11 protein-coding genes are annotated in these 14,257 nt (G+C 39.9%); 2 read left to right on the top strand and 9 right to left on the bottom strand.

The window, feature by feature from the left end; translation table 11 throughout:
* Positions 1 to 130: 130 nt before the first annotated feature.
* Together VPAR_RS00060 and VPAR_RS00055 are read left to right on the top strand one after the other, a co-directional pair.
* Complete coding sequence (locus VPAR_RS00060; protein ID WP_012863622.1) at positions 131 to 1,195, top strand: efflux RND transporter periplasmic adaptor subunit; 1,065 nt, start codon at positions 131 to 133, stop codon at positions 1,193 to 1,195.
* Positions 1,192 to 4,254 (top strand): efflux RND transporter permease subunit, encoded by a 3,063-nt coding sequence (locus tag VPAR_RS00055; RefSeq protein ID WP_012863621.1) that lies wholly within the window; start codon positions 1,192 to 1,194, stop codon positions 4,252 to 4,254. Before VPAR_RS00060 ends, VPAR_RS00055 begins: the two co-directional genes overlap by 4 nt.
* 90 nt (positions 4,255 to 4,344) lie before the next feature.
* On the opposite strand, the gene VPAR_RS00050 is transcribed toward VPAR_RS00055, so the two are convergent.
* The 9 genes from VPAR_RS00050 to dnaA all read right to left on the bottom strand — a co-directional run bounded on the left by VPAR_RS00050 (position 4,345) and on the right by dnaA (position 14,010).
* Positions 4,345 to 4,662, bottom strand: coding sequence for a YbjQ family protein (locus VPAR_RS00050; RefSeq protein WP_004692937.1), 318 nt, complete (start codon positions 4,660 to 4,662; stop codon positions 4,345 to 4,347).
* Positions 4,663 to 4,702: 40 nt separating this feature from the next.
* Entirely contained in the window at positions 4,703 to 6,184 is a 1,482-nt protein-coding gene (locus VPAR_RS00045) for an amino acid permease (protein WP_012863620.1), read from the bottom strand.
* Positions 6,185 to 6,194: 10 nt separating this feature from the next.
* Positions 6,195 to 8,096: a DNA topoisomerase (ATP-hydrolyzing) subunit B gene (gene gyrB / locus VPAR_RS00040; protein ID WP_012863619.1), complete on the bottom strand. Its 1,902-nt coding sequence runs from the start codon at positions 8,094 to 8,096 to the stop codon at positions 6,195 to 6,197.
* Positions 8,097 to 8,173: 77 nt separating this feature from the next.
* Positions 8,174 to 8,422 (bottom strand): hypothetical protein, encoded by a 249-nt coding sequence (locus VPAR_RS00035; protein ID WP_012863618.1) that lies wholly within the window; start codon positions 8,420 to 8,422, stop codon positions 8,174 to 8,176.
* Between the two features lie 14 nt (positions 8,423 to 8,436).
* Entirely contained in the window at positions 8,437 to 9,339 is a 903-nt protein-coding gene (locus VPAR_RS00030; protein WP_012863617.1) for a DciA family protein, read from the bottom strand.
* Positions 9,326 to 10,426 carry a DNA replication/repair protein RecF gene (recF, locus tag VPAR_RS00025; RefSeq protein WP_012863616.1) on the bottom strand — a complete coding sequence of 367 codons (1,101 nt, stop codon included), beginning with the start codon at positions 10,424 to 10,426 and terminating at the stop codon, positions 9,326 to 9,328. Before recF ends, VPAR_RS00030 begins: the two co-directional genes overlap by 14 nt.
* A 3-nt stretch (positions 10,427 to 10,429) precedes the next feature.
* Positions 10,430 to 10,663, bottom strand: coding sequence for an RNA-binding S4 domain-containing protein (locus tag VPAR_RS00020; protein ID WP_012863615.1), 234 nt, complete (start codon positions 10,661 to 10,663; stop codon positions 10,430 to 10,432).
* 253 nt (positions 10,664 to 10,916) lie between these two features.
* Positions 10,917 to 12,029, bottom strand: a complete 1,113-nt coding sequence (gene dnaN / locus VPAR_RS00015) for a DNA polymerase III subunit beta (protein ID WP_012863614.1) — start codon at positions 12,027 to 12,029, stop codon at positions 10,917 to 10,919.
* 406 nt (positions 12,030 to 12,435) lie between these two features.
* Positions 12,436 to 14,010 (bottom strand): chromosomal replication initiator protein DnaA, encoded by a 1,575-nt coding sequence (gene dnaA / locus VPAR_RS00010; RefSeq protein WP_012863613.1) that lies wholly within the window; start codon positions 14,008 to 14,010, stop codon positions 12,436 to 12,438.
* Positions 14,011 to 14,257: the final 247 nt, after the last annotated feature.

Genomic DNA, 14,257 nt, shown 5'->3' with positions numbered 1-14,257 from the left:
ATATAGAAATAATAGCTAATTTAGAAATAATTGCTATCCTAAAATAAGTTCAATAAAATATAAAGTCCTATGATCATTTTGTATAGTGTATTTCATAGGACTTATATATGGTAGTAAAAGGAGAGATTCTATGAATCAACGAATCATAGCAACCATAGGCGCCCTATTAATAGGGACCGCCATCATAAGTGGTTGTGGATCAGAAAAGCCCCCTGAAGATACAAGTCTCAAGGTGCGCACCATCACTATAGGTGAAGAGTCTGGAACTACTGATGCTGGCTATGCAGGCACCATTCATAATAAAACTGAAACAAACTTAGCCTTTCAAATTGGAGGGCGTGTCATCAACAAATTTGTAAATGTTGGTGATGTAGTGCAAGCAGGCCAAGTCATTGCTCAAGTCAATGGTTCAGACACATCAGCTCAGGTACAAAATGCTGAAGGTGCTGTAAAAGCTGCTCAATCAGCCTACGAATTGGCAGAAACCAACGCTAAACGATACCGCGAGCTCTATGCACAACAAGCGATTAGTAAATTGCAATTAGACCAAGCTGAAAACCAATTGAATGCCACATCTGCTCAATTACAACAAGCACAAGCAAGCCTTAATTTGAGCAGCAATCAAAATAGCTATACTAATTTAACGGCCCCTGATACAGGTATTATTACAGCTTTCAATATTGAAGCAGGACAAGTCGTAGCAGCCGGTCAAAGCGTTGGTACCTTAGCGGCCGGCCACGACCCAGAAGCAGTTATTGCCCTTCCTGAACAAGAATTGAGTAAAATTCATGTAGGGAGCCCTGCTACTATTACCTTCTGGGCTCTACCTAATGTAACCGTGCAAGGTGTAATACGTGAAATTTCACCAGTTCCTGACCCTGTAGCCAGAACGTATACCATAAAAATTACCTTACAAAATGCGCCTAAAGAGGTACAACTAGGCATGACAGTCAATGCTAATCTATCTACCACAGATAGTACCAATATTTCTATTCCATTGACGGCTCTTGTGAAAGACTCTAACGGTAATAATGCGGTCTATATCATCCGCGATAAGAAGGCTCATCTCGTGCCTATCAAGACTGGTGAATTCGGTAAGAACTCCGTCATCGTCACATCTGGTTTAGCTAAGGGCGACATTGTCATCACCGCAGGCACCCAACAGTTACAAGAAGGGACGGCGGTTAGTCAATGAAACAATTTAACTTAGCCGAATGGGCTCTTAAACACAAGTCCATTATCTACTACTTCATGGCTGTGCTCCTCACCTTCGGTATTTTCTCATTTACCCATATGGGACGCATGGAAGATCCTGATTTTACGATGCGCACCATGGTGGTCGGTGTTGCTTGGCCGGGGGCTTCTCCACAAGAAATGTCGAATCAGGTAACGGATAAACTCGAAGAAAAACTACGCGACCTTCCTGGTGTAGATTATACAAAATCTTTCACAGATGGCAGCAAATCCGTTATTTATATCAATCTAAGAGAGGATTTGCCATCCGATAAGATTCGTCCCGCTTGGGAAGAAGCGCGGAATATGATCAACGACGAATGGAAATCATTGCCTGCAGGCGTTCAAGGACCGACCATCAACGACAGGTTCGACGATGTATATGGCATTATCTATGCCATTAGTGGTGATGAATTTTCTTATGAAGAAAAGCGTCAACAAGCAGAAGACTTAAAGCGTCAGCTTTTATCTGTTCCTAATGTTAAAAAAATCAGCCTCATTGGGGTTCAACAGCAAACCCTCAATGTAACCATAAACAAGGATAAACTCGCATCCTATAAAGTCAGTACACAACAGCTGTTAACAGCGCTTAAACAGCAAAGTATGATGGTTCCAGCTGGTGTGATTACAACGGATACAAACAATGTATATCTTCGCGTCAACGGTCTATTCGATAGCCCTCAAGCGGTGCGAGATATGCCAATCCGCATCAATAACCAAACGTTGCGCCTCGGTGACATGGCCGATGTAACCATGACCTACCAAGACCCTAGTAGTCCTCAGTTCTACTACGAAGGCAAGCCGGCTATAGGTATTGCTATCTCCATGGATGCAGGTGGAAATAATATAGAATTTGGTGAAGCCATCGATAAAAAGCTAGCAGAATTGAATAAAACGATTCCTGCCGGCCTCGAACTCAAGCAAGTATCGAATCAGCCCCATATCGTTAAGGAATCTATTGGCGATTTCTCTCAATCCTTATTTGAAGCAATCGCCATCGTATTGCTCGTAAGCTTTGCATCCCTTGGTTTACGAACAGGTGTTGTGGTAGCCCTTACCATTCCAGTCGTTGTGTCTACGACGTTCATCTTGATGTATGAAAGCGGCATTTATCTACATAAGGTGAGCTTAGGTGCCTTAATTCTAGCTTTAGGCCTCCTCGTAGACGATGCCATCATCGTTGTAGAAATGATGAGTGTTAAACTCGAAGAAGGGTGGGGCCACTTTAAATCGGCTACCTTTGCTTATCAATCTACAGCATTTCCTATGCTATCTGGTACGCTCATTACCTGTGCAGGCTTCTTGCCATTAGCATTGGCACAAGGTATGGTAGCAGAGTTTACAAAATCTTTATCCATTGTTGTATTTATGGCACTCATCCTATCTTGGTTCGCCTCTGTTCTCGTCAGCCCTGTATTGGGTTATAAAATCATTGAAAACAAGGCTCCAAAGCCGGAATCGGAATGGACTAAACGAGACCGTATCATGCACAAGCTCAATGTGACCTTCTATGATAAGTTTGAAAAACTATTACATTGGGCACTAGGACATCACAAGGTAGTCTTATTGGCTACTCTAGGTGCCTTCGCTTTATCCTTGCTTTCACTACCGTTGATTAAACAGGAATTTTTCCCATCATCAACGCGTAATGAAATTATTGTATCCATGCAATTCCCTCAAAGTTCGTCCATCGAGTATACTGCTAACCAAGCAAAAATCATTGATGAACATTTGCAAGGTGACGAACGTATTTCAACCTTTACCTCGTACATTGGACAAGGTTCTCCGCGTTTCGTTCTCACCTTAGAGCCAGAATTGCAACGAGATAATTTCTTACAATATGTGATTGTCACAAAATCCTTAGAGGATCGGGATAAACTATATGGTGAATTAACATCTTATTTAAATGAAGAATTTCCTTCAGCTCTCGTAAATGCTCAATTTGTACAAATTGGCCCACCATCTAAATATCCAGTTATGCTTCGCATTGCTGGCCCTGATCAAAAAGTGGTAAAAGAAATTGCCAACCAAGTAAAAGCAAAAATGCAAGACGATAAAGACTTACAAAATATCGCCTTTGACTGGCCAGATACAGAACCTGTAGCCAATATTCACATCGATCCAAACAAGGCACGTTTACTCGGCATCGATAGCTACGCTGTATCCTTGCACTTACAAAGTCTATTGTCTGGTACTAAGTCTGGTGAATACTACGAAGGGAACCAAACCATTCCTGTTACCTTCCGTTTAGGTGACAACGAGCAACATAACTTAAGTGCTCTTTCATCCTTGCCAATTCAAACAGGCAATGGTTCCTACGTACCTCTTAGCCAAATTGCAACTATTACCATGGCTCAAGAGGATGGTATTATCTGGCATCGCAACATGATGCCAACTATTAGTGTTCATGCGAATGTAAAAGCCGGTGTCTTAGGCAATGCAAAAACAAAAGAGGTCTATAAATCATTACAAGACATTCGAGATTCCTTGCCTACAGGCTATTCTATTGACCTAGACGGCGCCGCTGAAAAAAGCGAAACAGCCGTTCAAAAGCTATTAACACCAATCCCAATTATGCTCTTTGTAATCATGACAATCCTCATGTTCCAATTAAAGCGTATCGCCCTCATGTTAATGGCTCTACTCACTGCTCCATTGGGGCTAATCGGTGTTGTATTAGCACTTAATATTACGAGAACACCGTTAGGCTTTATGGCTATTCTAGGAATCATCGCCCTCTCGGGTATGATCATCCGTAACTCCATTATCTTGTTAGACCAAATCGAAATCCACAAGGCAGAAGGCCAAGAACCTCGTGAAGCAATTATCAACTCCGCTACACTTCGTTTCCGCCCTATCATGCTCACCGCTATCGCAGCGATTTTAGGCATGATTCCTCTCATGGGATCTGTATTCTGGAGCCCATTGGCTATCGCCTTTAGCGGAGGCCTACTAGTGGCAACTATTCTAACACTCATCGTATTACCTGTCATGTATGCAAGCTGGTATAAGGTAAAATAGGATACCATAAGACAAGACAAGATAAGATAAAACACAATACAAAAACCCCCTATAAAAATTTCTAATACTTTTTATAGGGGGTTTTTTGTATTAAACTACTACAGCTGTACCATTGCATGTAATCATAAGCATGCCATTTTGTGCACCTACTGTGCTATATTGGAAGGATACGCCAATAATAGCATTAGCACCCAATTTAGAAGCTCGTTGAGACATTTCGTCGAGAGCTGCTTTGCGCGCATTCATCAAAGAATCTTCATAGCTACCGCTACGACCACCAACAATGTCTCGAATACCAGACATGAAATCTTTCACAAAATTACGGCCTTCTACGACTTCACCAAATACAATACCTTTGTACTCTTGTACAGGTTTATTTTCAATATGCATAGTTGTAGTAATAATCATAATTGTATCCTCTCTAATTGACTACAATATATTTTATATGTTATCTATCGAAGTCACGATCAAGGTTAACTTCTTTCAACGGCACAACTTTAGTTTTGTTGATATATTTGTAACCAAGGTACACTGCGAAGAAGATTGGCAAGCCAATATAGGCAACGGATACGCCGTACCAGTCGATGGTATCACCTGTGAAAGCGGAGTAGTTTTGACCACAGATAATGATGACGCAAAGAATGAACGCCAAGATTGGTCCCACTGGGAATAACCACGCTTTGTATGGCAATTCACTAAGATTTCTTCCTTGAGCAATGAAAGCACGGCGGAAACGATAATGAGATACTGCGATACCAACCCATGCGATGAAACCGCATAAACCAGAGATATTAACAATCCATGTATAAGCTGTACCTTCGCCAATAAAGCTTGTAAGGAATGCAAATAAACCGATTGCTGTCGTTAAGATTAACGCAGGCACTGGAACGCCGCGTTTATTTAACTTAGCAAAAATTTGAGGTGCTTGACCTTCCTTAGCGAGTGCATACAGCATACGCGTAGAAGAGTACAAACCAGAGTTACCAGCACTCAATACAGCCGTTAAGATAATAGCATTGATAAAGCTAGCAGCAAAGGCAAAACCAAAGCGGTCAAATACGAGTGTAAATGGAGAAATAGATACGTTCTCTACACTAGAGTTCAACAAATTTGGATCTGTATACGGAATCAAGAAACCGATAACCGTGAAAGCACCGATATAGAACAATAGAATACGCCAGAAGATTGTATTAATCGCTTTTGGCACGTTCTTTTCAGGGTCTTCCGCTTCACCAGCTGCTACGCCGATCAGTTCAGTACCTTGGAAGGAGAATCCTGCCACCATAAAGATAGCGAGAATAGATTCCCAACCACCTACAAATGGAGCTTCTCCTACGGTCCAGTTCGCAAATCCTGGAGATGTGCCACCTATGCCAAAGATAAGCATAAAGCCACAGAATAGGAATACAAATACGGTAATCACCTTGATGCTAGAGAACACATATTCACTTTCACCAAAGGAACGAGTAGATAAATAGTTCAAACCGAATAAAATGAGCAAAAACAGAGCAGACCATACGATGGCAGGCACATCAGGAAACCAATATTTCATGATGAGCGCCCCTGCTAATACTTCAGCAGCCAAGGTAATAGCCCAGTTAAACCAGTAGTTCCAACCTAAGGCAAACCCAAAGGCAGGATCTACATAGCGTTTTGCATAAGTCCCAAAGGAACCTGGAATTGGTAAATATGTGGCCATTTCCCCAAGAGATGTCATAAGGAAATAAACCATGATACCGATGAGGCCGTAAGCTACAAGAGCACCACCAGGGCCAGCTGTACTTACGACTTCACCACCAGCAACGAATAAACCTGTACCGATAGCACCACCCAAAGCGATCATATTCATATGACGCGCCTTTAGGGAACGTTTTAGGTGTTGATCTTTGTTAGACGTAAACTCTACGTTATTATTATGATTATCAGACATGGGTCACCTCTTACAAATCTAGATTACGCACGTATTTTGCGTTATCTTCAATAAATTTACGACGAGGCTCTACCTTATCACCCATGAGGACCGTAAAGATTTTATCGGCTTCGATAGAATCTTCTAAGCTAACTTGTAGAATCGTACGATTTTCAGGGTTCATCGTAGTTTCCCATAATTGTTCAGGATTCATTTCACCTAAACCTTTGTAACGTTGGATTGTAGTACCATCGCGGCCTACTTCATCAAGTTTAGCAGTCAACTCTGCATCAGAGTATACATACCAATGAGATTTACCCTTCTTGATTTGATACAAAGGTGGTTGAGCAATATAGATATGACCTTCCTCTACCAATGGTTTCATATAGCGGTAGAAGAATGTTAACAACAAGGTACGGATGTGAGCGCCGTCAACGTCCGCATCTGTCATGATGATAATCTTGTTATAACGGGATTTTGTAATATCGAATTCATCGCCAATACCTGTACCAAAAGCGGTAATCATGGAGCGAATTTCGTTATTCGCCAAAATCTTATCGAGGCGTGCTTTTTCTACGTTAAGGATTTTACCACGCAATGGTAAAATTGCTTGGTAACGACGATCGCGACCTTGTTTTGCAGAACCGCCTGCAGAATCACCTTCGACTAAATAAATTTCAGTCATAGATGTATCTTTTTCGGAACAGTCCGCCAATTTACCAGGAAGGCTAGATACTTCCAAAGCATTTTTACGGCGTGTTAAGTCGCGGGCTTTACGAGCGGCCTCTCGAGCACGGCTTGCCATCGTTGCTTTTTCGATGATTTTCTTCGCATCTTGAGGATGTTCTTCAAAGAATGTTTTAAGACCTTCTGTAACGATAACATCTGTAATACCTTTAACTTCGCTATTGCCAAGTTTAGTTTTTGTTTGGCCTTCAAATTGAGGTTCCAACACTTTCACAGATACGACAGCCGTCAAACCTTCACGCACGTCCTCACCTGAAAGATTGGACTCATTTTCCTTGATCAAACCAGATTTACGGCCATAATCATTGAGGGTACGAGTTAAAGCAGCACGGAAACCAGATAGATGTGTACCACCATCAATAGTATTGATGTTATTTACAAAGGACAACAAGTTTTCGCTATAGCTATCGTTATATTGCAATGCCACATCTACCACAACGTCATCTTTTGTATTTTCAATGTTGATAACAGTTGGATTAATTGCTTCTTTATTTTCGTTCAAGAAGGTAATGAAAGAAATCAAACCACCTTCATAGTGGAAACTTTCAACACGAGGTTCCTCTAGGCGCAAATCGCTCAATGTAATGCGAAGGCCTTTGTTAAGAAATGCCAATTCTTGTAAACGCATTTTCAATGTATCAAAGCTGAATACGGTAGTTTCAAAGATTTCTGCATCTGGCTTGAAAATAACTGTAGTACCAGTTCCTGAAGCCTTGCCGATTTCGTGCAACTCGGAAGTTTTATGACCACGAGCAAAGGAAATCTCTTGAACAATGCCATTTTGAGATACTTGAACCTTAGTCCATTCACTCAACGCATTAACTACGGAAATACCTACGCCATGAAGACCACCAGATACCTTGTAGCCGCCACCGCCGAATTTACCACCTGCATGCAATTTCGTTAATACTAGCTCTACCGCAGACATACCAGATTCATGCATTCCTGTTGGAATACCACGACCATCATCGACAACGGTAACACTGTTATCTGGATTGATGGATACTTCGATATGTGTAGCGTAACCAGCAAGCGCTTCGTCTACAGAGTTATCTACAACTTCGTATACGAGGTGATGCAAACCACGAGCAGACGTACTACCAATATACATCCCTGGGCGTTTACGCACCGCGTCTAAACCCTCAAGAACCTGAATATTCTGAGCGCCATAATTTTGTTCAGGCATGAAACAAACTCCTCCTAACAATCTATCATACTGTACTTGATTGAAATAAAGTGACAAAACATGTACAGGATTAAACTTTATCTCTTTATTATACTATAAAACTCATCAATCCGTCTCATTAAAGTCTTAATACTGATACCAGATCCATACACACAAGCATCAGTGACCACATATGTCTTGATTTGCTCCTCTGGCACCATAGCCATATATTCTAGCGTTTCATAGTGATGAATAGGACTTTTATGGGACTTTCCACCCTTGGCATGCACCATCGTAATGATGGATTCTATGGGCACAGAAATGGTATCTCCAATATGAACGTACATAAGAATGCCCCCCTCTACTTTTCTAATGTCCCATTAAGAGCATCAATTTTGCGCTGTTCCTCTTCAGCAAGGAACTTTGATCGATATTTATTACACAAATTGATAACATGCTGATCCGTCAACTCATCAGGCTTCTTATGGGTGATGAGCATGGCCACCATAAACATATGACGGCGATTGATGGACCCTTTATAAATCTTATCTAAGTAAAAGTATATAGATTCCCGCATCGCTTCTGCAAAGTCTGGGAAAGTACACTGTATAAATTGCTGACAGTCACTGTATTTAAAGTATGGATACTTTCTAATAACAGACTTAATGTCCTTAATATGTTTTCGATGCAATTCATATTCACAAGTCGGACAGATTTCTTTTTTAGATTCCATGTGCATGCCACATCGCTTACAACGATGATACCCATGCTGCTCTAAATATATTTCACGCTTTCGAGCCGTAATTTGTACTTTTCTGAAAGCAGCTCGTAATTCTTCGTTATCCGTTTGTTCTAAGGATTTATCGATGGCATCTACATCTTCTTTTGAAAGCACGATATTAGCAAAATTAATACGTTTTGTAATAATCTGTTCATCAGGAATCGTGAGAGACGTATTAATTTCTACTTTCACATAGCTCTGGCGTTTCATGATGAATCGAATATCGGTGATTACCTCTTGGCGGTAATACTTGTTGATAGCCTCGATGATACGTCGTTTTTGCATCTGTAATTCCTGCATCCACATGGAATTATCTGCACTGATAACCATGTCTGGAGGCTTGATAGACACAATTTTCGTATGATCAGCAATAACATCGCCTACTACATCACGCCACTTGTGAACGAGGGTATTCAATTTATATTGTTCCAGTAAATTCAGTTCTGCTAAGGCCTTTGGTAAACAAAGATCAAGGCTGTCCATACTGAACATTTCCCCCTTCACAAGAAATAAATTGAACGGATTTCAAATCTTTAAAATCGTGAATATCTGTAGTGGTAATAAATGTTTGAATTCGTTTATGAATAAACTGCAATAAATTCACTCGTCTCGACTCATCAAGTTCGCTCAATACATCATCCAAAAGAAGAACTGGATATTCTCCTACCTCTGACTTGATAAACTCAAGTTCACTCAACTTTAAAGACAATACAGCGGTTCGTTGCTGACCTTGCGATCCAAATTTCTTTAAATCCATAGCATCGGAAAAGAATCTTAAATCATCGCGATGAGGACCTACACTAGTGCTCAATCGATGACGATCTTGCGGCAACGCTGCTTTGATGCGTTCGTAAAAGCCTTCCTTTGTATATTCTAATGAACCATTGTCCATATAGGGCTGTTCATAACCGATGGTTAAATTCTCGAGTCCACCCGTCAATTTACGATTCATCAAATCGATGAGCAGATTGATTTTTTTCAAGCTTTCTAATCGTTTCTTTACGATAAAGCTCGCCATATCTGCTAGCTGCAAATCCCATTCTTCAAGAGGAATAGTATTCTTTCCCCTATATTCTTTTAGGACTGCATTTCGTTGCTGTAACAACCGATTATACTGCATCAATTGATGATAGTAAGTAGCGCTGGTCTGAGATATTTCCATATCTAGAAAACGCCTACGACCAGACGGAGTCCCCTTAATGAGCTGTAAGTCTTCAGGACAAAAGATAACTGTATTTAATGTACCAATCAGTTCTTTTTGAGATATTTTTGTATCGTTTAAACGAATATCCTTGGCCCCTTGGCGGAATAATTTAATATTTACCTTTTGAGGCGTATCTTTTTTCTCGAATTTTACAACTATGCCTGCTTCTTCAGCATTAAACATGAGCATATCCGATGTATCGTTAGTACGATGGCTTTTACCAATCGTACCAACATAAATCGATTCGAGGATATTCGTCTTACCAGCCCCATTGGTGCCGTGCAGAACGATAATCTCAGGGTTAAACTGTATCTGTACATCCTTATAATTACGAAACTGGAATAATTGCAGTGAGTCAATTCTCACCGATTATGCCTCCTCTTGTGTAATTATGAGGTCTACATCGAGACCTTCACAAGAAATTACATCACCAACGCGGCATTTCTTGCGTTTTTCCGTTACGACCTGACCATTCAAGGTAAGGATGCCTTCATCGATGAAAGATTTAATTTGACCACCTGTTTCAATGATGCCTTCTAACTTCAACAACTGATCAATTTGAATGTACTCCGTATGAATGGGTACCTGCTGTTTCTCTTTCATAAAGTTCTCCTAAAGTAGACAATTAACATAAGCATATATATCATACTGAGTCCAGGTCGCTCGCTGAGCATTTTTCTTCGAAAAATTGCACGTTCCGACCAAAGTTATATTTGGTTGGAGCCCAAAGCACAGTTCTTCACTGTGGATTTTCTTAGATAACTTTGTTATCTAGAAAATCTTACGTTCAGAACAAAGCGATGCAGTGTCTCTGTCGTCGCAAGCTCCTCCATTGACTACTGCCCTGCTTTTACTTTTATGCATTCGTGCGAACTGGTGTTACTACGTATGTATAGTTCGGATTATTGTCTTGGCGAATGACAACAGGACCATTTTGTTTTAAGAACAAGTGGATATTGTCGCCTGTGCTGTGACGCAAAATATCAGAGATGTAACGACCATTGAAGGAGATTGTAAAAGGTGTACCTTTAAATTCAACAGCTACGTCTTCTTTAGCCATACCGATTTCAGTATTTTGAGTAGACAATGTGACATTGCTTTCAGACCAATCATAACGAATTACGTTATAGCTGATGTCTTTAGCCAATAAGGATACGCGATCAACAGCACCAGCGAATTCGCGGCGGTCGATTACAGCGCTAGAATCGAATTGGGAAGGAATTACCTTTTCATATTCAGGATACGTGCCTTCGATTAAGCGAGAAATAATATAAATAGATTCAAAATTAAATACGATTTGTGTGCGATTCCAAATGATATTGATCATGGCTGGATTATCTGTTGGTAATAAACGAGATACTTCAGCTAACGTTTTTGTAGGAATGATAGCGCGCATTGGAGTAGTTGCTGGCTCATCGATAGTGATTTTTTTAACAGCCATACGGTGTGTATCGGTAGCAACCATAGTGACTTCGTTTTCATTGATTTCAAGAAGAGCACCGGTAAAAACAGGACGATCTTCATCAGTAGCTGCTGCGTAGTTTGTTAAATCGATGAGTTCTTTCATAGCAAAGCTATCGATGTTTACATGATCTTGGTCGTGAATTTGTTCAACCAATGAGAAATCATCTGGGTGTAATGTAACAAGATTAAATTCGGAAGATCCAGATGTGATTGTCAAAGAATTTCCGTCTTCTGGTTTGTAAAGTTCGATAGTATCGCCAGGTAATTTACGAATTAATTCTTGGAAATAACGGGAACCTACTACTAAAGTACCAGGTTCTTTGATATCTCCGTCAATTGTTAAACGGATACCAAGTTCAAAGTCGTTACCTTGCAATTCTACTTGACCATTTTTTGTAGTTATGTAAATAGCACCTGGTAAGTTGGAACTTGTTTTATTTTGAGATACCTTTTGCAATACGTTGATTGCTTTTTGAAGATTTGCTTTTGGGAATGTAATATGCATATGTTACTCCTTTTTGAAAGTTTTATATTAATTTGTATAATTGGATTTTATTATTAACTACTATATTATTTCTAATATATATGTTGCTTGTGATTACGATTTATATATTGTAGAAGCACTAATAATTACTTGTTTTGTTTGTAATATTCTATATTTACTATTGTAGATGCTCTATATATATTCTACGATAGATCTGTTTCTACTGTTTTTCTAATTGTTTCTTAGTTTTAGTAGTAGTAATAGTAGGGGTCTGTTTATATGTGTAAAAGTGAATCGGCGCCAATAATTGTGTGAATTATGAGCTGTGCATAACTATGTTAATAGTTTGTACCCACTTATCCACATATTCACACCAAAGTGCGAGTTTTGTGATATCCACAAAGTTATTCACTATATATCCACAGAGTTATCCACAGGTTGTTAATTTCTGTTTAATTTCTGCAACCATTCGTTTAGTTTCTTCGTTTTTTTCAATTTCCTTCGTTATTTTATCGTACGCATGGAGAATTGTCGTATGGTCACGAGAGAAAGCTGCTGCGATTTGTGGATAGCTTTCATTGATCATATCGCGGCATAGATACATGGCGATTTGCCGTGGGAATGCGAATTGGGCTTTCCTTTTTTTGCCGAGCAAGTCTTGCTTTTTTATATTGAAATAAGAACTTACAAAATTCTGGATGCTTTCAATATTAACTATGTTCACCTCTTCTGTGTGAACGAGACCCGCCAAGGCGTGTTTTGTGTATTCTAGGTCAATAGATTCTAGACGTTGATCGATGGACGCTGTACCGATGAGTTTAGTGAAAGCACCTTGCAACACGCGGACGTTTTCGCTAAATTGCAATGCTACGTAGTTAATAGAATCATTATCGATGCGAATAATGCGGTTCTTTTTATATTCACGTTCAAGCAGTGATCTGAAGATGGCGATGCGCGTTTCCAAATCTGGATTTTCCATTGTGGCAATGTAGCCAGCTTGGAAACGAGAGCGAAGACGATCTTCAAACTGCTCCATATCATTTGGCATAGTATCAGAGGTAAGCACGATTTGTTTGTTGTTATTTAATAGTTCATTAAATGTATTAAATAGCTCAGTTTTCGTACTTTCACGGCTTTCAAGGAACTGAATATCGTCAATCATGAGAACATCGATATTGCGGAATGTGTTGCGGAATAATTTACCTTGGTTGCGCTGCAATGTTTCGACGAAAATATTCATAAAGTTTTCGCTCGTAATGGACATGACCTTCATATGTGGATGATTTTCCTTGATAGCATTGCCAATGGCATGCATCAAGTGTGTTTTTCCGAGGCCAGATGGACCGTAGATAAAGAGCGGATTGTAGTCGCCGCCTGGAAATTCAGCTACATTTTGAGCAGCTCCAAAAGGAATGCGGTTGGCGTTGCCCGTTACGTAGTTATCAAAACGGTACGCCGGATTGAGATTAGATAATGACAAGTCTACAGGAACATTATCAGACTGCAATGTTGACATTGTTTCTGTCGGTTTCTTTGGTGTCGCTATCATTGGTTCGTCTGGAATATCCACAGGCGCTGGCGCGCGGTCGATATAGACAGGATCTTGATAGACTGGTGTGTAAAATTCCTCTTGATGAGCCTTTTCCTCTACTATAGGTGGTAAAGGCATTGGCGGTGCTACAACTGGCGTATCGATGAGACTTTCATCAACAAAATTAGTATCTATACTCTCTTGATTAAAATCGAATAACACCATATCTCGATGGGAACCGATGACCGTGGTAATCGCATCTTGTAAAGCCTTGCTAATCTGCGGCTGCTGGTCGATTAAGTTTTTTACAAATGTTTGCATGACCCCAATATGGATCGAATGACTTTCGAGAGACATGGGAATCAACGATGACGTGACGCGCAAATACAATGCATCAGGTAAATGTTGCATATTCTTTTTCGCCTCAAGCAATATATGTTCCCATATATTATTTAAATCAAATGACTGCATAACGTGCCTCTTGTGAATAACTATTGCGATAAATGTGTATAACTTTAGGAATAATGTGTATAACCACTGTAAAAGCTGTGGAAAAATCTATTATTCCTGTGAATAACTTGTGTATAACCTGTGAATAAGTGAAAATAAAAGTCTATTCCAACCAGATAAATACTGACTTTTTAGTTTTTATAGGATAAAAGAGAAAAAATGTGGATAACCTCGAAAGTTATCCATCAAAAACCTATAAAAATATATA

The organism is Veillonella parvula DSM 2008 (genome assembly GCF_000024945.1).
Classification (GTDB): domain Bacteria; phylum Bacillota; class Negativicutes; order Veillonellales; family Veillonellaceae; genus Veillonella; species Veillonella parvula.
Note: the sequence above shows the minus strand (reverse complement) of the source record. Positions and strands in the feature narration are given on the sequence as shown.

Excerpts from the sequence above, each read along its gene's own strand:
- VPAR_RS00035 (WP_012863618.1), bottom strand. The coding sequence starts at position 8,422 with ATGTACGTTCATATTGGAGATACCATTTCTGTGCCCATAGAATCCATC.
- gyrB (WP_012863619.1), bottom strand. The coding sequence starts at position 8,096 with ATGCCTGAACAAAATTATGGCGCTCAGAATATTCAGGTTCTTGAGGGT.
- VPAR_RS00050 (WP_004692937.1), bottom strand. The coding sequence starts at position 4,662 with ATGATTATTACTACAACTATGCATATTGAAAATAAACCTGTACAAGAG.
- VPAR_RS00030 (WP_012863617.1), bottom strand. The coding sequence starts at position 9,339 with ATGGACAGCCTTGATCTTTGTTTACCAAAGGCCTTAGCAGAACTGAAT.
- VPAR_RS00020 (WP_012863615.1), bottom strand. The coding sequence starts at position 10,663 with ATGAAAGAGAAACAGCAGGTACCCATTCATACGGAGTACATTCAAATT.
- VPAR_RS00045 (WP_012863620.1), bottom strand. The coding sequence starts at position 6,184 with ATGTCTGATAATCATAATAATAACGTAGAGTTTACGTCTAACAAAGAT.
- dnaA (WP_012863613.1), bottom strand. The coding sequence starts at position 14,010 with ATGCAGTCATTTGATTTAAATAATATATGGGAACATATATTGCTTGAG.
- dnaN (WP_012863614.1), bottom strand. The coding sequence starts at position 12,029 with ATGCATATTACATTCCCAAAAGCAAATCTTCAAAAAGCAATCAACGTA.
- VPAR_RS00055 (WP_012863621.1), top strand. The coding sequence starts at position 1,192 with ATGAAACAATTTAACTTAGCCGAATGGGCTCTTAAACACAAGTCCATT.
- VPAR_RS00060 (WP_012863622.1), top strand. The coding sequence starts at position 131 with ATGAATCAACGAATCATAGCAACCATAGGCGCCCTATTAATAGGGACC.